This window comes from Pseudomonas anatoliensis (assembly GCF_017976235.1).
Classification (GTDB): Bacteria; Pseudomonadota; Gammaproteobacteria; order Pseudomonadales; family Pseudomonadaceae; genus Aquipseudomonas; species Aquipseudomonas anatoliensis.
This window is the reverse complement of sequence record NZ_JACVHC010000001.1, coordinates 889,204-912,190: the sequence shown is the minus strand read 5'-3', so window position 1 is coordinate 912,190 and position 22,987 is coordinate 889,204. Positions and strand designations below refer to the sequence as shown.

Annotated in this window: 14 protein-coding genes; 2 read left to right on the top strand and 12 right to left on the bottom strand. The window is 60.4% G+C overall.

The window, feature by feature from the left end; genetic code table 11:
- The first annotated feature begins 74 nt into the window (after positions 1-74).
- Complete coding sequence (locus tag ICA16_RS04020; RefSeq protein ID WP_150615566.1) at positions 75-371, top strand: hypothetical protein; 297 nt, start codon at positions 75-77, stop codon at positions 369-371.
- Between the two features lie 80 nt (positions 372-451).
- On the opposite strand, the gene ICA16_RS04015 is transcribed toward ICA16_RS04020, so the two are convergent.
- The 4 genes from ICA16_RS04015 to ICA16_RS04000 form a co-directional block, all read right to left on the bottom strand.
- Complete coding sequence (locus ICA16_RS04015) at positions 452-988, bottom strand: hypothetical protein (RefSeq protein WP_150603888.1); 537 nt, start codon at positions 986-988, stop codon at positions 452-454.
- Positions 989-1,065: 77 nt separating this feature from the next.
- Complete coding sequence (locus tag ICA16_RS04010) at positions 1,066-2,985, bottom strand: hybrid sensor histidine kinase/response regulator (protein WP_210699983.1); 1,920 nt, start codon at positions 2,983-2,985, stop codon at positions 1,066-1,068.
- A 5-nt stretch (positions 2,986-2,990) separates the two neighbouring features.
- On the bottom strand, positions 2,991-5,309 hold the full coding sequence (locus tag ICA16_RS04005; protein ID WP_210699982.1) for an ATP-dependent DNA helicase: 2,319 nt from the start codon (positions 5,307-5,309) through the stop codon (positions 2,991-2,993).
- On the bottom strand, positions 5,306-6,958 hold the full coding sequence (locus ICA16_RS04000) for a VRR-NUC domain-containing protein (RefSeq protein WP_210699981.1): 1,653 nt from the start codon (positions 6,956-6,958) through the stop codon (positions 5,306-5,308). The genes ICA16_RS04005 and ICA16_RS04000 overlap by 4 nt, the downstream gene beginning before the upstream one ends.
- A 194-nt stretch (positions 6,959-7,152) precedes the next feature.
- Between ICA16_RS04000 and ICA16_RS03995 the strand changes: the two genes are divergently transcribed.
- On the top strand, positions 7,153-7,377 hold the full coding sequence (locus ICA16_RS03995; RefSeq protein WP_150603884.1) for a YgdI/YgdR family lipoprotein: 225 nt from the start codon (positions 7,153-7,155) through the stop codon (positions 7,375-7,377).
- A 112-nt stretch (positions 7,378-7,489) separates the two neighbouring features.
- Here the strand turns inward: ICA16_RS03995 and ICA16_RS03990 are convergent, their stop codons facing one another.
- The 8 genes from ICA16_RS03990 to ICA16_RS03955 all read right to left on the bottom strand — a co-directional run bounded on the left by ICA16_RS03990 (position 7,490) and on the right by ICA16_RS03955 (position 22,910).
- Complete coding sequence (locus ICA16_RS03990) at positions 7,490-7,864, bottom strand: hypothetical protein (protein WP_150615562.1); 375 nt, start codon at positions 7,862-7,864, stop codon at positions 7,490-7,492.
- Between the two features lie 229 nt (positions 7,865-8,093).
- On the bottom strand, positions 8,094-9,947 hold the full coding sequence (locus tag ICA16_RS03985) for a polyurethane esterase (RefSeq protein ID WP_210700172.1): 1,854 nt from the start codon (positions 9,945-9,947) through the stop codon (positions 8,094-8,096).
- 258 nt (positions 9,948-10,205) lie between these two features.
- Positions 10,206-11,894: a polyurethane esterase gene (locus ICA16_RS03980; RefSeq protein WP_210699980.1), complete on the bottom strand. Its 1,689-nt coding sequence runs from the start codon at positions 11,892-11,894 to the stop codon at positions 10,206-10,208.
- A gap of 23 nt (positions 11,895-11,917) precedes the next feature.
- Complete coding sequence (locus ICA16_RS03975; protein WP_210699979.1) at positions 11,918-15,004, bottom strand: autotransporter serine protease; 3,087 nt, start codon at positions 15,002-15,004, stop codon at positions 11,918-11,920.
- Positions 15,005-15,176: 172 nt separating this feature from the next.
- Complete coding sequence (eprS, locus tag ICA16_RS03970) at positions 15,177-18,128, bottom strand: autotransporter serine peptidase EprS (protein WP_210699978.1); 2,952 nt, start codon at positions 18,126-18,128, stop codon at positions 15,177-15,179.
- 287 nt (positions 18,129-18,415) lie between these two features.
- Positions 18,416-19,783: a TolC family outer membrane protein gene (locus ICA16_RS03965; RefSeq protein WP_150615558.1), complete on the bottom strand. Its 1,368-nt coding sequence runs from the start codon at positions 19,781-19,783 to the stop codon at positions 18,416-18,418.
- Between the two features lie 2 nt (positions 19,784-19,785).
- Positions 19,786-21,135 (bottom strand): HlyD family type I secretion periplasmic adaptor subunit, encoded by a 1,350-nt coding sequence (locus ICA16_RS03960; RefSeq protein WP_150603874.1) that lies wholly within the window; start codon positions 21,133-21,135, stop codon positions 19,786-19,788.
- Positions 21,132-22,910 (bottom strand): type I secretion system permease/ATPase, encoded by a 1,779-nt coding sequence (locus ICA16_RS03955; RefSeq protein WP_150615557.1) that lies wholly within the window; start codon positions 22,908-22,910, stop codon positions 21,132-21,134. The genes ICA16_RS03960 and ICA16_RS03955 overlap by 4 nt, the downstream gene beginning before the upstream one ends.
- Positions 22,911-22,987: the final 77 nt, after the last annotated feature.

Here is a 22,987-nt window from a genome sequence, read left to right as displayed (position 1 = left end):
CGGGGCACGGCAGGTTCGGTTCCCCTGCGGCGCTACGCCTTAGAAAAGGAATCCCGTCATTTAAGGTTACGGTCATGAAAGAATGCTCGACTCCTGCGCAAATCAAGGCTTGCAGGGCTTTGGCCCTGGAACGCAATCGTCAATTGTTCGAAGAAGCGCAGGCGCTCAATCGAGCGGCGCATCAGTTACTCGAATCCGGGCAACTGGACGCCGAACAGTTTGAGCACTATCGGGCGTTGCGAGGCAAAGCCGATGTGAAGTTTGCCGATGCGATTGATCATTTGTGCGTGTTGAATGAGGATTTTCCGCCGATTCCGATGTCGGTGCAGAATTCGCAGGGGTTGCGGCGGGAGCTTGAGACAGCGCAGTGAGGCCGGGCGCCGAGAGCCCTCACCCTCTGGGAGAGGGCTGGGGTGAGGGGCTGTTGATCTTCGACTCGGGTAGCTAAAACCTAGCCCCCAGGATTCGTAACCTGGATAAACACCGCATAACTGCCCAACATCACCCAGAACGTCGCAAAAATCCAAGGCGTACGCACCGAGAACAACAGTGACTTTCGGTAGCCCTTGTGGCTCGACTCCATCTCGCTGAACAGCGGCGATTCATCGTACGCCAGACCCATCAAAGGCTCGCTCTGCAGCAAATTGCTTTGTTTGAAGTGCCAGTGGTCGATGATGTCGTACGCAGCACGAATTCCGGGCCAGGCGTTTAGCGAGCTGAGCAGCCCCAACAGCGCCAGAAATGGTGGCACCACCAGCGTGAACAACTTGCCCCACTCCGGGTTGAGGTTGGACATGCACGACGCAAAGGCAATCACCAAAAACGATTGCGCCGCCAGATAGGCATCGGTGCGATTGGCGAGGATGCTGGTTTCGTACTGGATCTCGCGTCGATAAAAGTCCAGACGTTCCTTGGGTGAACCGAACATCTTGGCGTCATGTTCAGTCTGGATTTCTTCAGCGGTCGGGTGGGTCAATATGCGAGACACGAGACGCGGGCTCCGGGGCAGGTAAAAAACTTAGAAGCCCCCTGCCGCACACTAGTTCAGCCGAATATCCCCACACCTCATTTCATCGACCGAGCAATGATTTCCACAAGATTCAACTGCGTGAATGGTTTAGGCAGGCGCGGCAACTGCGCGGCAAAGCCTTCCAGGCGCTCGGCGTAACCGGTGGCCAGGACGATCGGCAGATCAGGTTTAAGCACCCGCACCGCGTGAGCCAGTTGCGCGCCGCTCATGTGCGGCATGGCCATGTCGGTAATGATCAGGTCAATGACCTCGCCCCGGTCGAACAACGCCAGCGCCTCGGTGCCCGAGGTTGCGCTGACCACCCGGTGCCCGAGGTCCTCGAGCAGCAGACTGGTGCTGGTCAGCACCAGCGAGTCGTCGTCCACCACCAAAACGCTGAGACGCGGTACAGCGATCGGAGCGGCCGCTGGGAGCAATGGCTTCGCCGTCGCACCCTCGCCGGCCACCGGAATCCACAGTTCGGCAGTAGTGCCATTGGCTTTTTTACTTTTGAGGATGAAACGACCACCGAGCTGTTCAATGAAGCCATGCACCATCGACAAACCCAAGCCAGTGCCTTTGCCCACGCCTTTGGTGGTGAAAAACGGGTCGCGGGCCGAAGCCAGCGTCTGTTCGTCCATGCCTTCGCCGGTGTCAGTCATGCTCAGGCAAATGTAACGCCCCGCCGCCAATTCCGAATGACTGAGTTCAAGCACGACTTCGCGTTGCGCGGCAATGGTCACGCTGCCGCCCTCGGGCATGGCATCGCGAGCGTTGGTAGCCAGGTTGAGCAGCGCCAGTTCAAGTTGATTGACGTCCGCCAGCACCGGTTCCAGATCTTCGGGAAAATCTGTATCGATGCGAATGCCCGGCCCCAGCGAGCTGCGAAGCAAGCCGGTAATGCCTTGCACCAGTTGCGGAATGTCCACCGACTCGGTCTTGAGCTCCTGACGCCGGGCGAATGCCAGCATGCGCTGGGTGAGAGACACGCCGCGCAGAGCGCCTTGAGTGGCGTTTTCCAACAGGCGGATGATTTTCGGGTCGTCGCCAATGCGTTTCTGGACGATCTCCAGATTGCCGAGAATTACCGTCAGCAGGTTATTGAAGTCATGCGCTATACCGCCACTGAGCTGACCAATGGCCTGCATCTTCTGCGCCTGGGCCAACGCTTCACGGGTCTTTTCCAAAGACTGTTGGGCCTGATGGGCTTCGGTCACGTCGCGGGTGATCTTGGCAAAACCGAGCAACGTGCCGGTTTCACCGCGAATCGCATCGACCACCACGTGCGCCAGAAATTGCGTACCGTCCTTGCGCACACGCCAGCTTCGATTCTCGAAGCGGCCGGTTTCGGTGGCTATCGCAAGCGCCCGCTGCGGCTCGCCGCGTTCGCGGTCTTCGGGGGTATAGAAAATCGAAAAATGCTGACCGATGATTTCTTCCGGCAGATAACCTTTGATCCGCTGGGCGCCCTGGTTCCAGTTGCTCACCCGACCTTCGGGGCTGAGCATGTAGATCGCATAGTCGGTGACGCCCTGCACCAGCAGACGAAACTGCTGCTCGCTTTGCTTGAGGGTTTCCTCGGCCATCTTGCGGTCGGTGAGATCACGAGTGATCTTGGCGAAACCCAGCAGTTTGCCATTGGGGTCGATGATCGGATCGATCACCACATGCGACCAGAAGTTCGTGCCGTCCTTGCGCACGCGCCAGCCTTCGCCTTCGAACCGTCCTTCGCGGATCGCCGTATCGAGTGCCCGTTGCGGCAATCCGGCTGCGCGATCATCAGCGGTATAAAAACGCGAAAAGTGCTCACCGATAATTTCCGCTTCTTCATACCCCTTGAAGCGTTTGGCGCCGGAGTTCCAACTGGTGATGATGCCGTCGGGGTCGATCATGTAGATCGCATAGTCGACGACCGCATCGATCAGAAGCCTGAAACGCATCTCTTCGATCGCTGCGGTCTTGTTGTTTTCGCTCATCACACTCACCAGCCGTTGTCATGAACGGAAGTATGCGGCAATCCGGGGAATTGGGAAGCCGCCGCCTCATTTTTGATTGCCCACCAGCGCGGCAACAGTTGCTGAATGCGGCTTTCGGCAAAGCGGTCGTCGATCAGCATCACCACACCGCGATCTTCACGGGTGCGAATCACCCGGCCGGCGGCCTGCACCACTTTCTGCACGCCGGGGTAAAGATAGGTGTAGTCGTAACCGGCACCGAATATCGCTGCCATGCGCCGCTTCAGTTGTTCATTGACCGGGTTGAGCTGCGCCAGCCCCAGGGTGGCGATGAAGGCGCCGATCAAGCGTGCGCCCGGCAAATCGATGCCTTCACCAAACGCACCGCCCAGTACCGCAAAGCCGACGCCTTGGCTGTGCGGGGTGAACTGATCGAGAAACGCCTGTCGCGCCCCTTCGACCATGCCCCGCGATTGCTGCCACAGGGTGATGTGCGGGTGCCGTTCGGCCAGCAACGTCGCCACTTGTTGCAGGTAATCGAAACTGCTGAAGAACGCCAGGTAATTGCCCGGCCGTTCGCTGAACTGGCGGGCGATCAGCTCGACGATCGGCTCAAGCGATGCTTGGCGATGGTTGAAGCGCGTCGAGATACGACTGACGATCTGCACCTGCAACTGCTCGGCGCTGAACGGCGATTCGACGTCGATCCATACGCTGTCGGCGGGCGTTCCGAGCAAGTCAGCGTAATAGTTGCGGGGGCTAAGGGTCGCGGAAAACAGCACGCTGCTGCGCGCAGCCTTCAGGCGTGGGCCGATGAATGCCGCCGGTACCACATTGCGCAAACACAGCTGCGAGAGTGGACGTTTGCGGTCGAGGTCGCGCTTGCTGATGTCGAACAGGTAATGCGCGTCGTACAGCTCCGCCACCCGGCCAAATTGCAGCAAGTCGAAATAGAAGTTCTGCAAACCGCTGTCGAGGCCTTGCGGATGATCGTTGAGGTAATCGCCAATCGCTGCGCAACACAGGGAAATCGCCTGCAAGAGCTTTTCCGGGGCTTTGTCGTAGGCCTGATACGCCGCCAGTTGCGGCGCATGCAGCGCGTTCCATTCGCGATTGACCCGTTGCAGCGACTTTTTCAGCGGTTCGGGCGCGGTTTTGCGCACGCTGCCCAGCGTGGCCTGATCGAGACTGGCGCTGTACATCTGCCGGCCGCGCTCGACGAGGTTATGCGCCTCATCTGCCAGCACCGCGACTTTCCATTGATTGAGCTGCGCCAGACCAAACAGCAATGCGCTGAAATCGAAGTAGTAGTTGTAGTCGGCGATCACCACGTCAGCCCAGCGCGCCATCTCCTGACTCAGGTAATACGGGCACACCGTATGCTGCGCGGCGACTTCACGCATCGCGGCTTGATCGAGCAGGTTGATGCGACTGGCCGCTTCACGGGCAGCGGGCAAGCGATCATAAAAGCCCTGGGCCAACGGGCAGGATTCGCCGTGGCATGCCTTGTCCGGGTGTTCGCAGGCCTTGTCCCGCGCGACCATCTCCAACACGCGCAACGGCAAGGTTGCCGATTGGTCGAACAACACCTGGCTGGCGTCCAGCGCCAGTTTGCGCCCGGGCGTCTTGGCGGTGAGAAAGAACACCTTGTCCAGTTGCTGCGGCGCCAGAGCCTTGAGCATCGGAAACAGCGTGCCGAGGGTTTTGCCGATCCCGGTAGGGGCCTGCGCCATCAGACAGCGACCGGTGCTGATCGCCTTGAACACCGATTCGGCCAGATGGCGCTGACCGGGACGAAAATCTGCATGGGGAAAGGCCAGTTGCTGCGCGGCCAGATTGCGCGCCTCGCGGTGGGCCATTTCCTGTTCGGCCCAGTGCAGAAACAGGCCGCATTGCTGCTCGAAAAAAACCTGCAAGGCCTCGACGCTGAACGCTTCGACCAGACAGGTTTCCTTCTCGCTGACGATGTCGAAATACACCAGCGCCACGTTGATCTGCGCAAGATCAAGCTTGCGGCACATCAGCCAGCCGTAGACCTTCGCCTGCGCCCAGTGCAACTGCCGATGATTGGCCGGTTGCTTGCTCAAGTCGCCCCGGTAGGTTTTGACTTCCTCCAGACAGTTCTGCGCCGGATCGTAACCATCCGCCCTGCCCTTGACCTTCAATTGGTGGAACGTGCCTTCTAGGGCCACTTCGCTCTGGTAGTTGTCACTGCGCCGCGAGGCCACGGTGCGATGGCCGGCAATGCCTTCCAGTGCCGTCGGTGATGGCGTGAAGCGCAGATCGAGGTCGCCAGTCTTGGCGGTGAACTCGCACAGCGCCCGCACCGCAATGCTGTAGCTCAAGCGCTCTGCTCCGCCCATTGCACGTAACAGACGGCTACCGGCATCTGATGCTCATGGCAGAACTCCAGCCAGCGCATCTGGTTATCCTGCAAGCGATCACCCGGGCCTTTGACTTCGATCATTCGGTAGGTTTTGTGCTGCGGCCAGAACTGGATCAGGTCGGGCATCCCGGCGCGGTTGGCCTTGATGTCGAGCAGCAAGCGACTGAACCAGTGTTTGAGGTGGACCGCAGGCAAACAGGCCAGCGCTTGCTCTAGCAGGGTTTCATTCAACGCGCCCCAGAACACGAACGGCGACTGCACGCCCCACTTGGCGACGAATCGCTGGCGGATGGTATCGACATAACGGCCGTCATCCAGCTCGGTGAGGCAGGCCTGGAACAACTCGGCGCGGCGTTGCTGAAAGTCTTCATTGAGCAGATCCACCGGCCCGCGCTGGAATGGGTGAAAAAACGCCCCCGGCAGCGGCGCGAAAATCGCCGGCCAGCACAACAGGCCGAACAACGAGTTGATCAGGCTGTTTTCCACGTAGTGCACCGGGCCCTCGTCGTCGTGCAGATGCGCCTGCACATGAAACTCCACAGACCGCGCCGGATCGGTGCGCGGCAAGTGCAGATCCAGACGCTCCACCGGTCGCGGTGCCAGCCGTTTCAACGGCGGGCCACCGAGTTTGCGCCGCAGCCGGGGCAAAATGCGTTGCAGGCCTTGCTGCTCGGTGGCGCTTTGCGGCGCCTGTTCGGCCAGCGTGCCGAGTTCCAGCGCCAAGCCGTATTCGCCACAGCGCTCCAAGACCCGGATCATGCGCAATCGTGCCCCCGGATAGGCGCACGTCCGGTAAATGTCCAAGGCCAGGGCGAACTCAGTGATGCGCTCGCAATACTGGCCGATCTGAAACAACACCTTGGCGCGTCGACGCTCCAGCCACGGGTTGGCGAAGTGCAAGGCGCTGACCTGCGCAACAATGGTTTCCAGCGGCTCACCCGCCTCGAAGCGCAACTGGCATTGGTGCAGAAACAGGCAGGCGTCGACGTCTTCACGGCTGCGCAAACCACGGGAATCGGCGCAGAACTCGACTTTTTCATAGGTGAAAATGCCAAGGTCGGCCAGCACGAACTCCGACCAGTCCTGATACAGGTTGCCGAAGAACATCAACCGCAAGCGGTCGCACAGGTCCATGATGGTCAGGCTGAACAGGCGATCTTGCAGCGCCGGCGCCCAATCATGCAGCGTGCGCGCATCAGTGAACCGCTCGGCCAACGCTGGCAGCCAATCGTCCTTGCGCGCCTTGGGTTGTTCGATGAAAGCGCCGAAGGCTTGCAGGATTTCGGCTTTGAGCAGTACGTCGAACAGCTCTGTGATCGCCAGCGCCGCGTGCTCGTCGATCCAGCCCTGCTCCAGCAGCGGTTGCGCCGCTTGGCCGATGTCACCGATTTCCGGGTAGTTGAGTTTACCGGCACGAAAATGCACGCCCTTGCGCATCACCATCCGCACCAGCAAACCCTGCGAAGCGCGCGGCAACACCTTGAAGTCACGCATGAACGCATGCTCTGCTTCACCCATCACATCGGCATAGCGAAGCTCAAGCCATTCAAGCACTTGCCGGAAGTTGTTGAGGTAATAGAACGGATCGTCGAGGGGATTGGCAGTCACGGGAATTCTGGGCCACGGGGAGCGAGTACTGGTTATGCGTACAGATACCAGTTCTGCCCCGCCCGGCGCAAACGGAAAAGGATCAATGGCATTTTTTCCCCGGCCTATCGAACTTTTTCTGGTTGAATGGCACCAACCGCGTTAGAACACCGACATCGCTCGGAATCACATGGATTAAGGAATTAGAGATGGGCATGAAAATCAAGACTCTGGGCATCCCCTTCGCGGTAGCGACCCTGCTGACTCTGGCCGGTTGCGCGAGCCCGACCGTGGTCACCCTGCAAAACGGCACCCAGTATTTGACCAAGGACATGCCGAAGACCGAAACCGAGGACGGCTTCTATGAGTTCGAGGATATTTCCGGCGCCAAGGTGAAAGTACGCGCGGCGGAAGTGGCTACCGTGCGCGAAGAAGACTGACGAAACACGACCTGTGTAGGAGCTGCCGAAGGCTGCGATCTTTTGATCTTTTTTTTAAGATCAAGATCGAAAGATCGCAGCCTTCGGCAGCTCCTACAAGGGGATTAGGGTGTTACTGATCGAGGGTCATGCCGGGGATCGTGTTGTCGCAACGCAAGTACTGCCCGCCACGCCGGGCCAGTTCGCCCTGCAAACGCTGGCAACGTTCCTGATCCTGCTGGGCCATGCGGTCGATGCTCAGGTTGCCGGTGGTTTGCGGCTGTTTGCCGTCACCCAGGCGAATGGTCACAAATGGCTGTTCAGGCTGGATCTGAAAGCGGCTTTTCTCTTCGACCGGCTCGACCATTTCGCTTTTGGCCGGGCTCGGCAATTGATCGGTGGTGATGCCGTAACGGCTCAGAATCGAGCTTTGAGGCAGATCGGCCCAGGTGTTGGCCGAGAACAGCGCCAATCCCACAATCCCGACATACCCTTTGAAACCTTTCACGTGTGAATCTCCTGTGCTCAATGGCGGCTAGCTATAGAACGTGTGTGCACGTGCTGGCTTTAGGCCGCTTTTGCTGTTTTGCACAGGTTGAGAGTCAGATGATGGCCAATGAGTCACTTTTTATACCTAGTTGTCTTCAATCGCTAGCAGGCTAGCTCCCACAGGGGATGTGTGAACGACACAGATCAAATGTGGAAGCCAGCCTGCCTTTACAGGCGCCGCATCAACATCAGGCGATCACAATCCCATCGTCACTCAAGCTATTCAGCGACACTCCCACCAACGTCACCGAATCATTACCGAACGACAGCACCGTATCCTGCCCAACTGCTGAAGCATGAGCACGGAAGTCATCGCTCGGCAAAACACCCTGCACGCCGAGGAACACCAGTTTGTCGTTGGCGGTGAACCCCACCACCCGATCCTGTCCGAACGCGCCGTTGAACAGGAACGTATCCGCCCCGCCGCCCGATTCCATCAGGTCATTACCGGAGCCACCGACAAACACGTCGTTGCCAGCGCCGCCAATCAAATGATCGTTGCCATCGAGCCCGAACAACCAGTCACCGCTGGCATGCGCCTTGAGCGTATCGGCGCCGTTGGTGCCCTTCACGCTGGATTCGTACGCCGTGACATTGTTGCCAGCCTTCAAACCGCTGGCCGTGACGCTGTGGGTCACATCGTCCTTGAACAGCCCCCAGAGGAAGCCCGGCTCCTTGGTAACAATGCTGCCGATGTCGCGGGTGATGCTGATCCCACCGTTGCCATCGCGGATGTACAGATTGCCCGCGCCGTCATTGGCGAAGTCGAAGGTGTTTACCGATTTCTGCAAGTCGAGGCTGTTACTGCCCTGCCCGCCGAGGATGACGTTATAGCCGCCGCCATCACGAAAGGTGTCGTTACCGGCGCGGCCTTCAAGATAGTCATGGCCGCTGCCGCCCTGGATCAGGTCGTTGCCGTCGCTGCCGATGATGAACGTGCTGCCCTTGTGGGTTTCGGCGTTGCGGTTGAGGTCCTGCACCCAGGTGTTGGCCCGCGCCGGGTCCGACAGGTTGGCGACGATGATCGTCGAGTCCTTGCTGGTCAGGTCGTAGAACTTCGACTCTACGATCCGGTTCATGCCGTCGCCATACGCAGTCGGCAAGTGCGAGATCCAGGTTGGAATATTCAGGATCGAGTACGGCAACACATTCCAGGCGTTAGAGGCGTAGTGATCGTTGAAGCTGACGATGTTGTCGGTGGCGGAGTCCTTGGGCGCATCGTGTACGCCAATCGACGCGCCGGTGAAGGTCGAGCCGTCGAGCGCGCGGAACACCGGGTCGTTTTCGTAGCCAACGTTGAGCACCTTGTCGGTACTGCTCTGGGTGGGCGAAGCGTAGGCGATGTAGTTGGAGTCACTGAAGAAGCCACCCCACTTGCCGCCGCTCAAATCCGCCATGCTGTTGACGGCCAATCCACCGAGGCTGTGGCCGCTGACCAGCACGTCTTTGCCGCTGAGACCGTTTGCCGTGGCGAACGCGACCACGTCATTGAGCAGATTGCCGAAGGCTTCACCGACGTAGTTCTTGGCGTAGTCCTTGGGGCCGAAGGCCGCGAGCAGGTCGTTGATGACGTCGCCGATGGAATCGAGGATCAGGTTTTCTCGCGGGCCGCTGGTACCGCGAAATGCAATGCCCAGTTCAGTGAGATGGCCTTGGGCGTCGTATTTTCCGAGGATCTCCACTTGGGCGCTGGTGTAACCGGCCTTCTCGCCAAAGAAGGTTCCGCGCGCGTCAGTCTTGCCGTCGTAGCCCAATTGCGCAGCAGTGATCGGCGTCCAACCGGCCTTTTGCACCGCTTCGAGGGCAAGTTTTTCTGAATCGGGATTCCACGGGATACCGGGGATGACGCCTTGCGAATCGGTGCCGCCAATCAGCGCGGTCACCAGCGTGGCAGGCAGGCCGAGGCCGAAACCGTTGTGCTGATAACCGCTGGCAAAGCCGTTATCGAGGTTGTGATAGGAATACAGCGTGATGGCCATGGCGTCACTGAACAACGCCTTGGAATCGGCTGTACCGAAGTTTTTGTAGTCATACACACCCATTGCCATTGCCTCTCTTTTTGTTGGAATTGTCAGAGATAGCTCACAGCCGGGGCGCCCCTCGCGGGACGCCGCGGAGCATTTCGATACAACACTTCTCAAATAAAACTCTGTACCTCCTGATCACCGCTCCCCTGTAGGAGCTGCCGCAGGCTGCGATCTTTTGACTTTGTTTTTTAAAGACAAGATCAAAAGATCGCAGCCTGCGGCAGCTCCTACAGGGGAAGCGTTGTTTGCTTCAATTGCGTCGGTTGCGGGAATCTAGGCGAAGACGAAACTCGAATCCGACAGATTAGCCACTCCCACACCGATCAGCGTCACGGCAAACTCGCCAATCTTCAGCACGGTATCGCCACCGGCCTGCGACGCATGCTGTTTGTAGTCGTAGCCCTGCCCCGCGCCTTCAACACCCATGAACAGCAGTTTGTCGCTGCCCTGATAACCATTGATGGCATCGAAACCGAACGCGCCGCTGAACAGGAAGGTATTGTTGCCACCCACCGCGTTCATCACATCGTTACCGCCGCCACCGACGAAGGTCACATGGCCCTTGTCGCTGACCAGCGTGTCGTCGCCACCCAGGCCAAACAGCCAGTCACCGTCGGCCGTGGCGTGCAGCGCGTTGCCGTAGCCATCACCGCTGAGCGAATGGTTGTACTGCGTCAGCTCGCTGCCATTGGTCAAACCCTTGGCTGTAACGCCCCAGGTAATCTCCTTGCTGCCCCACCATGACCCCGACTCCTTGCTCACCAGCGCGCCAATGTCGCGGGTCATGCTGATACCGCCGTAGGCGTCGCGCACATACAGCGTGCCGTCACCGTCGTTGGCGAAGCTGAAGTTCTGCAACGGCTTCTGCAGCTCGAAGGTGTTGTGGCCCTGGCCGCCGAGCAGGATGTTGAAGCCACCGTCATCGCGAAAACGATCATCACCGCCCAGGCCCTCAAGGAAGTCGTTACCCGCCCCGCCCTTGAGCCAGTCGTTGCTCTGGGTGCCGATGATGAAGGTGCTGCCGGTGTGCGGCTCGCCACTGCGGCCCAGATCCTCGACCCAGGTTTTACCCCGGGACGACTCCTCAAGGTTGGAGACGATGATCGTCGAGTCCTTGTGGGTCAGGCCGTAGAACTTCGAATCGATCACCCGATTCAAGCCATCGGCATACCCCAGGGAACTGTGGGCCGACCAGTTCATCGGATTGACGATGCTGAACGGCACCAGGTTCTGCGCGGTCGACGCATAGTTGTCGGTGAAGTTGACGATGTTGTCGGTGGTCGAATCGTGCGGCTTGTCGTGCTTGCCCATCGATGCGCTGCTGAACGTGGTGCCGTCGAGCACGCGGAACACCGGATCGTTTTCGTAACCGATGTTCAGCACGTTGTTGCCAGTGCTGCTCTGGGTCGGCGAGGCGAAGGCGATGTAGTTGGCGTCCTTGAAGAACCCGCCCCAGTTGCCGGCGCTCAACTCGGCCACACTGTTGACGCCAAGCCCGCCGAGGCTGTGGCCGCTGATCAACACGTCCTTGGCGCCAATGCCATGGGCGATGGAGAACGCCGCAACAGCCTTGAGCAGATTGTCGAAGGCATTTTTCGCGTACTGACTGGCGTAGTCCGAAGGACCGACGGCGGCCAGCAGATTGTTTTTCATGTCGCCGAAGGTGTCGCTGTAACCCAGCCCCCCGGTGCCACGAAACGCAATGCCGATGCCGATCAGTTTGCCGGCCGCATCGTACTTGCCGAGCACTTCGGCCTCGGCGCTGGTGAAGCCATCCTTCTCGCCGAAAAACGTGCCTTGCGGCCCGACCTTGCCTTGATAGCCCAGCGCCGTCGCTGTAACCGGCGCCCAGCCCCCGGCCGGCAATGGCTTGCCGGTCGGGGTGTAGGCATACAGCGTCAGAGCGATGGCATCGCTGTACAACGCTTTGCCATCGGCATTTTTGTAATCAAACAGTCCCATGTTGTGCTCTCTCTTCCTTGAAATCAGAACTGCCAGTCGAGCGTCAGACCCACGCCATGGTCCTTCTCGTTCGAACCGATCAGCCCGTTGTAATCCAGGTTCACCCGCACATCGCGATTGAGCGCGAGACCGGCGCGCACGCCGACCACCGCAGCATCACGATCCAGCGACACGCTCTGCACGTTGAACGCGCTGTTGCCATTGGCGAACGCCAAATGGTTTTCAGCATCGATGCTGCTCAGGTTGTGCTGCCAGCCCAGGGTTGCGCCCAGTTCCAGCTGATGCTTGTCCGACAAGGCAAACGTGCGTTTGGCACGAACGCCGAGGGTCGACAGCACCGCTTCGCGATTGTCTTCACCGCCCTTCAGCGCGGCGGCGTCACCCTTCTCGGTGAAGCTGTCGCTGTTGAGGTGCACGTAAGCCAGGTTGGCGAACGGCTCCAGGTTCATCGGTTGCAGGCCCAGATCGTAAGCGGCTTCTGTGAACAATTGCGCAGTGCTCGCATCGCGTTTTACTTTCTGGTTACCACTGACATCGCCGAATTGCAGATCACGTTTCACATCGATACGGTGCCAGCTATAGGCGCCGCCCACGGTCAGACGCAGTGCGTCGATTTCATGGCCCAAGTACGCGCCCAAGTGGTAGCTGTCGACGGATGCCGACGAATGCGTGCCGCTGCCCATGCTCAGGGAACTGTCGCTATAACCAGTAACGAAACCCAGGCGAGTATCTTCAGCAATCAAGCCGTCGACGCCGGCCAGCAAGCCACCGATGGAGCTGTTGGAATCGGCATTTTCATGCCCGCCATCGCTCTTGCCCCACGCGCCCAGCACCTTGACCCAGGCGTTGCTGCGATCGTCCGTCGGCGCGCCGGCGTCGAACAGATCACGTTCGCGCAGACGTTCGCCGACGGCATCGCGCAGGTAACGGCTATCGTTGATCAGCATCGTGCCGATGGCCGGATGAATCTCGCCGGACAACTGCTGAAACGCTTGTTGCGCTACGGCGGCAGTCGGTGACACCAGCAGGGTTTCGAACAGGGCATTGCCCGCGCCCAGACGCTCGGCAGCGGCACCCACGGCGCGCTGGTTCGGCGTCAGACCCACGCTGGCGAACGAAGCGTCGTTACGCCCCACCGCCAGTTGAATGCCGTTCGCCGAGTAAGCGAGCGTGCCGCCAAGAAACGCGTAATCCGGCAACACCTGGCCGAAGCGCCCTTCGATACCGCCCGCCGCTTGCAGGATGTTGTACTGCGTACCGAGCAGGCTTTGCACTTCGCCAGTGGTCAGCAGTGTCGGGCTGTTTTCCAGCGCCATGGTCACGGTGGCGCCTTCGATTACGGCTTTACCGGTGGCGACTATCTGGTCGCTGCTGGTTGGGGACAGTTCCACCGCGTAAGTCGAGCCCGACGCGAAGGTCACGTCACCGGCGACGTTCATCGTGCCGATCGAGTTGCCCGGCGCCACGGTACCGCCACTGTTCACCGACAACGCGCCGATGCGGCCATTGCCGCCGAGGATACCGCCGTCATTCACCGTGACCGCAGAGGCCAGCGAGCCGTTGATAGCGAGTCGGCCCTGATTGACCAGGGTCGGGCCGCTGTAGCTGTTGTTGCCGGTCAGCACCAGTGTGCCGATGCCCTGCTTGGTCAGGCCGCCATGGCCGGAAATGTCGTTGCGCCAGGTATCGAGGCCGCAGGTGATGTCGTTGCACACGCGCTCGGTGGGTTTGCCCTGATCGATGATCGCGCCAATACCCGGCAAGTCCGCGACAAACTGGCCGGAGCCGTAAGCGCCGTCGATGCGGAACTCGCTCGGAATATCCTGCTCGGTGACGAACATCGCCGGGCCATCGATGCCTTTGCGCAGGTTGATCATGCCCCAGCCATACAACGCGTCGATGCCCGGCGCGCCGAGGTCGGTTGCGGTTGTGCGCAACACGCTGGCGACCTGATCGCCGGACATGTACGGGAAGCGTTCCATCAGCACGGCCATTGAGCCGGCCACATGCGGTGCGGCCATCGAGGTGCCGTTGTAGTTTTTGTAGCTGGTGGTCAGGTTGTCGGCGTTGGTGCCCTCGATGATCGCACTGAAGATCTTCGTGCCGGGCGCCGAAACGCAGAAGCTCGCGGTGTAGCCGCAACGTGATGAGAACGTACTCATGATGTACGGATTGGCGCTGGTCTGGTCCGGATTCTGCTGTAACGCGGCGACGGTGATCCAGTTAGGCGCGATGTCCGGGACGAAGTAACCGAGGCCGGCGATGGCGTCCGGGTTGTTCAGGTTGTAGTCGTTGCCAGCGGCGAAAATCGTCACGATGCCACTGCGTGCTGCGGCAATTGCACCGTCATAGGCGCCGCCGGGTTTGGTGCCGAGCAGCGTGCGGATTTCGTTGAATTGCACCTGCGCGTCGTTGACGGTGAAGTGCGGGTACGCCGGATTGCGGCCACCGAGGTCGAAGCGATCGGTGATGCCAATGCCCCAGCTGTTGTTGATGATCCGCGCGCCACTGGCGATCAGCGCATCCCAACCGGCCTTGTACACGGCGCCGTCGTTACCGCGGACGATGCCGTCTTCAGGGCCGGGGTCGCCGTTGTCGGCACTGATGATTTGTGCGCCGAACGCGACGCCATGCATCGGCCCGCCGTCACGGCTGCCCGCCGCAATGCCGCCGACGTGGGTGCCGTGCGCACCGAGTTTGCCGTCGGAGCCGACCGAAGGCGAACCGTCATAACGGAACGCGTCCCCGGCTTTGACCGGGATGTATGGGTCGGTGTATTCGCGGATGCCGCTGGTGACCAGGGTGACGACTTTGTTGCTGCCGGAAAACTCCGGATGCGCGGCGTACACCGGTTGATCGAAGATCCCCAGTTTCACGCCTTTACCGGTGTAACCAGCGGCGTAGGCGTGATCGGCACCGATTGCGCCCAGGCCCCAGTCAGCCTGGAATTCGGCACTGCGCCAACTGCCGACATCGCCCGTGCGACCGTTTTCCACATAGGGCGCGGCCTGTGCGGTGCCCCAGGTGGTGAGCGCGCACAACACCGCGCCAGTCAGCGTTTTCAGGGCAAAGCAGCCACCCGTTTGCGCGGGGGTTTTATTGTTTTTCATCCTGCGACCTTCCTTAGTTGTGTTGCGAAAAATCCGTCTACGTTCAGCTAGCGCCCCCTGTAGGATCTGCCGCAGGCTGCGATCTTTTGATGTTGATTTTTTATAAGCAAGATCAAAAGATCGCAGCCTGCGGCAGCTCCTACAGGGGTTTGCCTGTTTTTGAGGGGTTAGGTCAGAACTGCCAGTTCAGGCTCAATCCAACGCCATGGCTCTTCTCGCGGCTAGCCAACTGCCCGTTGTAATCAAGGTTCACGCGCACGTCTTTGCTCAACGCCAGACTGGCCTGCACGCCGACCAACGCGGCATCGCGCACCAGCGCCGAACTCTCGACGCTGTAAGGCGCGCCACCGCTGGCAAAGCGCAGGTGTTGCTCAGAATCGATGTCGCTCAGGCTGTGCTGCCAGCCCAGATGGCCGCTCACATCCAGTGATTGCCGAGTCGACAGATTGAACGTCTTCACCGCACGCACACCGAGGGTGCTCAGCACTGCATCACGCTGATCGCCGGAGCTTTTCAGCGCCGCCGCATCGCCTTTCTCGGTGAAGCCTTCGGTGTCCACATGCACGTAAGCGAGATTGGCAAACGGCTCCAGCGCCAGCGGTTGCAGTTGCACTCGATACGCCGCCTCGCCGAACACCTGAGTCGTCGCCGCATCAACCTTGGCTTTCTGTTTGGCGCTGACGTCGCCGTATTGCAAATCGCGCTTCACATCGGCGCGATGCCAGCTGTAGGCCGCGCCGGTGCTCAGGCGCCAGGCGCCGATCTCATGCCCGGCGTAAGCACCGAGGTGATAGCTGTCGACCTTGGCCGACGAGTGCGTGCCCGAGCCCATGCTCAGCGAGCTGTCGCTGTAGCCGGTGAGCAGACCGATGCGGGTCTGCTCGTCCAGCGCGCCGTCGACACCGGCCAGCAGGCCGCCAATCGACGTGTTGTAGCCCGCCGTGTCATGGCTCGAATCGGTGCTGCCCCACGCGCCGAGGGCCTTGATCCAGCCGTTGTTTTGCGTCGCCGAAGCATCATTCAGGCGCTCACCGACGGCATCGCGCAACTGGCGGCTATCGTTGATCAGCATCGAACTCACGGCCGGGTAGATTTCGCCGCTCAATTGCTGGAAGGCCTGTTGCGCGGAAGCTGCGTCTGCCGACAGCAGCACGCTTTCGTAAACCGAGTTGCCTGCGCCGAGGCCTTCGACAGCCGTGGCCACCGAACGCTGATTCGGGGTTTGGCCGACGCTGGCGAAAGCGGTCGAGTTGCGTTCGATATTGAGTTGAATGCCGTTGGCCGCGTAATCAAGGCTGCCGCCGATGAACAGATAATTCGGCACCACGGCGCCAAACCGGCCCTGAACACCACCCGCCGCTTGCAGGATGTTGTACTGGCGCCCGAGCAGGCTTTGCGCCTCGGAGGCACTGAGCAAGGTCGGGCTGTTTTCCAGCGCCAGGCTGACGGTTGCGCCGCTGACTGTAGCCGTGCCACCGGCAACAATCTGGTCGCTGCTGCTCGGTGACAGTTCCACCGCGTAGGTCGAGCCTGGCGCGAAGGTCACGTCGCCGGCCACATTCAAGGTGCCGATGGAGTTGCCCGGCGCCACACGCCCGCCGCTGTTGGCGGTCAGCGAGCCGATTCGCCCGGAGCCGCCAAGGGTGCCGCCATCGTTGACGTTCACTGCCGAAGCCAGCGAACCATTAACGCTCAGCAAGCCGCCATTGACTGTGGTCGGACCGCGAAAGGTGTTGTCCCCGGTGAGAAACAGGCGCCCTGCCCCGGACTTGATCAGGCTGCCCTGATAAACCCGCGCCGTGGCGGCCGCATCACGGGCCATGCCCACCGCGTAGTCGGTCTGATCCTGCTGGCTGGCACCCGGCGCAACACCGTTCTGCCAGCCCTTGTCTTGCAGGGTTTGCTGCCAGGCAGTGTGTTCGGCGAGGTCTTCGTTCTGGCGCTGGATCAGCGCCTTGTCGGAAATGTCGTTACTCCAGACATCGCTCTGCCCGGCCGCCAGATTGGCGTCGAAGGCGCCGAGTAATTGCCCGGGCCCGCGCATCGCCCGGTTCAGGTTGGCCACGCCCCAGCCGAGCCGTTCGGTCGGCGCATCCGTCACCGAGCCATCGAGTTGCGTAGCGGTGGTCAACAGCACTTCGAGCGCCTGCTGATTGTTCATGTACGGGTAGCGTTCCATCACCAGCGCCAGGGCGCCGGTGGCGTGCGGTGCCGACATCGAGGTGCCGGACTTGATCGCGTAACCGCCACCGGGAATGGTGCTGTCGATCTTCGCGCCCGGCGTGGTGATGCACCAGTATTTGGCGATGCCGCACTGGTTGTACTTCTGCTGATTGCTCTGATCGAGACCGGAGACCGCCAGCCAGTGACCTTCGAGATCCGGCTGAAAGTACGGCAGCGCTGAGCGCACGCTGGCATTCGGATAACCGCTGTTGCCGGCGCTGAACACGTTGATGACCCCGCGATGGGAAACGTCGGCAGCGGCGTCGAGCCAGGTGCCTTTGTTCCAATGTTGGGCGTAGGCGGCATGCAGATCGGCCAGGGTGCGGTAGCTGACATCCGGCGGCTGACTGCCCCAACTGTTATTGATGGCGCGCACGCCGGCATCGGCCAATGCGTCGTATACCGCTTTGAAATAACGCGGATCGGGATTGGGGCCGAACAGGAAACTGTCGTTCTTGTTGGTGTTGCCGACGTAGATTTGTGCGTTGTACGCCACACCGTGCATGCCGGTGCCGTCACGCGAGGCGCCCATGGTGCCGACCACGTGGGTGCCGTGGGAATCGTTGTTGGGGTTGAGGGTGCCGTCGACGTTGAACGGCGAGCCGTCGACATAGCTGCCGTTGGCCAGCACCGGGTGGTAACGCTCAGTGGCGAATTCGAGATGGGCGGCGTCGAAACCGGAATCGAGCGCACCGATTTTCACGCCTTTGCCGGTGATGCCAGCGGCGTAGGCTTGATCGGCCTGCATGCGCGCAAGGCCCCAATCGCGCTGGAATTCGGCGCTGCGCCAACTGGCGGGATCACCGGGTTTGCCGGATTCCAGGTACTCGGCATGGGCCTGGGAAATAGAAACTGCGAGCAACAGCGTGCCAACCGAAATCGGCTTGATACGTACGTCCATGTTCACTACTCACTTTTATTGTTTTATTCAGGAGTTGCCGAAAGCTGCAAACCAAAAAGCCAGATCAAAAGATCGCAGCCTTCGGCAGCTCCTACAGGGGTAGGCGTGTTACCGGCTTGATCACGTTTGCGCTCTTTGTAGGAGCTGCCGAAAGCTGCGAACCAAAAAGCCAGATCAAAAGATCGCAGCCTTCGGCAGCTCCTACAGGGGCATGCATATTTCTGGATTAATCACTTTCCTGCTCCGTGTAGGAGCTGCCGAAGGCTGCGATCTTTTGATCTTCGGTGTTATCGAGTTTTTGGGCCTTGTCCAAACGCCTCATCCACCCGCGCCAGATCCTGCTCATTCAAGGTGCCGGCGTAATAATGCAACTTGGTCCACGCCATCAAATAGTCGTACCGCGCCTGCGCCAGATCGCGGCGGGTGGTGAACAGTTGTTGCTCGGCGTTCAACGCGTCGAGGTTGGTCCGCTCACCGCCGAGGATGCTTTGCTTGGTCGACACCACCAACGCTTCCGCCGAGCTCAGGGCCTTTTGATAGGCGCGCAATTTATTCACCCCCGACAAGCAAGCGCTGAACTGGCGACGCAGTTCGATCAGTGTCTCGCGGGTCTTGCCGTCCAGTTCGTACTCGGCCTGTTCCATGGTGCGGCTGGCCTGACGGGTCGAGGCCGACACGCCGCCACCGGCGTACAACGGCACGCTCACTTCGAGGCCGATGGTGTTGGTTTCGTAACGCTGGTTGTAGGTGTTGCCGCTTTCCGATTCGTTCTGGCGCATCGAGGCGTAGGCATTGATTTTCGGCAAGTGCCCGGCGCGGTTGCGCTCGACCTCGTAGCGCGCCACTTCCACAGCCTGGCGTTGCGAGGCCAGATTCGGGTTATTGCTGACCGCCATTTCGTGCCAGGTATCGAAATTGGCTGGCTGCAGTGCGAAGGTCTGGAAATTCTGATCCAGCGGCGCCAGATCACCGATATCCACGGCCGGCACGCCGACCAGTGCACCCAGTTCGCGCAGCGCCGCGTCCTGCTCGTTACGCGCCTCGATCTCCTCGGCGGTCGCCAGTTCATAACGCGACTCGGCTTCCAGAATGTCCGTGCGCGTGCCTTCACCCTGCTTGAACATGTGTTCGTTTTGCTGAAACTGCTGCTCGTAAGCCTTCTTCTTCGCCAGCGCAATATCAATCTGGTCCTGGGCAAACAAGGCTTTGGTGTAGTTATCCAGCACGCGCACCAGCAGTTCCTGGCTCTTGCCGCGAAAGCTTTCGTCGGCGAACAGCGACTGCGCCACGCCCTTGCGATACGCCGCATACGCTTCGTAATCGAGCAGCGGTTGTTGCAGGGTCAGGGCCGAGCCGTAACTGCTGTAATTGCGGTCATCGGTTTTATTGCGCGCCCGTTCATCAAGGGACGTGGCCTTCGACGAGTTACGGCCCTTGTTGTAGGTGTAACCGATTCGCGGCAGCAGCCCGGCACGGCCAATGGCGCGGTTTTCCAGGCCAGCATCACGCTCCTTGATTGCGCCGAGGAACACCGGGTCATTGCGCAACGCCTGTTCGTAGATCTCAAACGGCCCCATGGCCGCTACGACTGAGTGACTCGCGAACAGCGTCAGTGCTGCCGCGAGCATGCAAAGCTTATTCATACAGCTGAACATCCTTATTCTTCGGTCAACGCAGAGTTGGCGCGGTCGAGCAGCGGTTTGAACAGATAGTTGAGGAGCGAACGCTCGCCGGTGCGCACAAACATTTCTGCCGGCATGCCGGGCTTGATCACCAGGCCGTGAAGTTTTTCCATGGCCTGATCGCTGACGCTGCTGCGCAATACGTAGTACGGCACGCCGGTTTTTTCATCGACCATCTGGTCGGCGGAAATCAGGCTGACTTCGCCCGGCACACGCGGGGTTTTGCTCTGGTTGAATGCGGTAAACAGGATGTCCACCGGCAGATGCGGGCCGACCTTGTCGATCAGATTGATCGGCAGGTGCCCTTCCACCTCCAGGGTGGTGCCTTGCGGAACGATCTCCAGCAGGGTCTCGCCCTGACGCACCACGGCGCCTTCGGTGTGTACGCCCAGATTGACCGCCACGCCGTCGGCGGTGGCGACAATCTCGCTGTGTTGCAGGTCGAAACCGGCGGAGGTCAGTTGCTCCGACAGCGTGACGCTTTTGAGCTGCGCCTCGGCCAGTTGCGTACGGACTTCCTTCTGATATTCCTCGCTGTGCTGCTGCAGCTTCAGGCGCGATTCAAGAATGCCCTGCTCGACACGCCCGCTTTCACCGGTGTTTTCCGCCAGTTGCTGCTGGACCTGCGAGAGCTGGCGCTGATATTCCATCAAGCGGTTGCGCGGGATGTAGCCGTTGTCGGCCAGCGGTTGCAGGTTGCTCAACTGTTGTTGCAGCGAAGAGGCCTGGGCATTGAGGTCGGTGCGCGCGCGGCGCATGCCGGCCAGTTGCGCGGTGGCGCCTTCGATGCTGGCGCGCAGTCCGGCCTGTTCGCGATAGAACGCTTCGCGGCGGCTGCTGAACAACTGGCGCTGACCTTCCAGCACCAACGCCAATCGCGGATCCGGGTCATTGCTCAATTCAGCCGGAAAGGTCACTTGCTTGAGGTTGTCGCGCTCGGCCTGCCAACGCGCCAGACTCGCCCAGGCCATGCGGTACTGCGCCTGCAGCGATTGCACATCGGCAGCGACTTGCGTCTGATCGAGGCGGAACAGTGGCTGGCCCTGCTTAACGATCTCGCCTTCGCGTACCAGAATCCGGCTGACCACACCGCTGCTCATCGACTGCACGGCTTTGCGTTTGCCCGACACCACCACGGTGCCCTGCACCGGGATGCCTTGATCCAGCGGCGCCAATGCCGCCCAGGTGAAGAAACTGCCCGCGCCGACAATCGCCAGAATCCAGCCCATGCGCGCGAAGAATTTCGCGTCACGTTCCGGGCGTTCAGCGATGTACGCGTGCTCCATGCTCGCTTCGTTTTCAGTGTTCATGTTTGCGCTGCTCATACACCGGAATTCCTTGTCGTGGGCTGATACTGCCGGCTCATGCTGAGCCCGCCCGGTGCTTGTGCAGGTTTCTCGCGTGGTTGTTCATTGGCGGCGCCGGACAGCGCCTTGAGCACGTCCTGACTCGGGCCGAAGGCCTGCAGACGACCTTCGTTGAGCACCAGCAATTTGTCGGCCTGGGCCAGCACCGAAGAGCGATGTGTCACCAGCACCACGGTGGTGCCTTGGGCCTTGAGTTGTGCAATAGCGCTGGCCAGTGCTGCTTCACCCACGGTGTCGAGGTTGGAGTTGGGTTCATCCAGCACCACCAGGCTAGGCGTGCCGTACATGGCGCGGGCCAAGGCCACGCGCTGTTTCTGGCCGCCAGACAAACCGCTGCCGTCCTCGCCCAACTGCGTGTCGTAACCTTGCGGCAGGCGCAGGATCATTTCGTGAACGCCAGCCTGTTGCGCCGCCGCCACGACTTTCTGCGGATCGGCCTCGCTGAAGCGCGCAATGTTCTCGGCGATGCTGCCGCTGAACAGTTCGATGTCTTGCGGCAGGTAGCCAATGTAAGGGCCGAGTTGATCGCGATTCCAGCGGTGGATGTCCGCACCGTCCAGTCGCACCGTGCCACCGAGGGTCGGCCACACGCCGACCAGTACACGGGCCAGGGTCGATTTACCGGAACCGGACGCACCGAGCACACCCAGCACTTCACCCGCACCCAGATTGAAATTGACCATGTGCAAGGTCGCAGCGCGTTGCCCAGGGGGGCCGGCACTGACTTGCTCGAAGGTGATCTGGCCTTTCGGCGCTGGCAGGGCCATCGCGTCATCACTCGGCGGGAAGGCTTGCAGCAACGCATCGAGACGACGGTAAGCCAGCTTCGCCCCGCTCCACTGCTTCCAGACGGCGATCAACTGGTCGATCGGGCTGAGTACGCGGCCCATCAGGATGGAACCGGCGATCATCATGCCGGCGGTCATGTCACCTTTGATCACGAGCAAAGCGCCGAGGCCCAGCACCAGCGATTGCAGGCACAGACGCAGGGTTTTGCTCAACGAGCTGATCACCGCGCCGGTGTCGCTGGCCTGATTCTGCAAACCAAGAAAGCGCGAATGCACCTGGAACCAGCGTTTACGCAACGCACCGAGCATGCCCATCGCCTGAATGGTTTCGGCGTTGTGCAGGTGGCTGGTGGCCAACTGGCTGGATTGCTGCGAGAAACCGGCGGCTTCGCCCAGCGGCTTTTTGGTCATGTATTCGTTGAGGCACGCCAAGGCGATCAGCAGCAGCGCACCTGCGGTGGCGAGCACACCGAGCCAGACGTTGAACAGGTAAATAACGAACAGATACACCGGAAACCACGGCGCATCGAAAAAAGCGAACAGCGCCGGCCCGGTGACGAATTGGCGAATGTGGGTCAAGTCGCCCAGCGACTGCCCGGCATTGCCCTCGCCCTTGAACAGGTTGCGTTCGAACGCCGCCTGGTACACCCGCAGGTTGAAGCGGCGCTCCAGTTGGCTGCCGATGCGGATCACGATGAAGCTGCGCACCACTTCCAGCAGGCCGATAAAGGCAAAAAAGCCGACAACCATCAGCGACAGCATCGCCAGGGTGGTTTCGTTCTGCGAAGACAGCACCCGGTCATAGACCTGGAGCATATAAATCGAGGGCACCAGCATCAGCACGTTAATCAGTGCCGTAAAGCATCCGACGCTGATCAGAATGCTTTTATAGTCACCCAATGCCTTGAACAAGGGCGCGGTGGCTGGGGCCTTCGCCATCTTCATTGATTATTCCTGAGATCTAACTCTCGCCAATCTTTGGCGAGACTTCAAATTGATTATCCGCGCAACGCCGGAACATA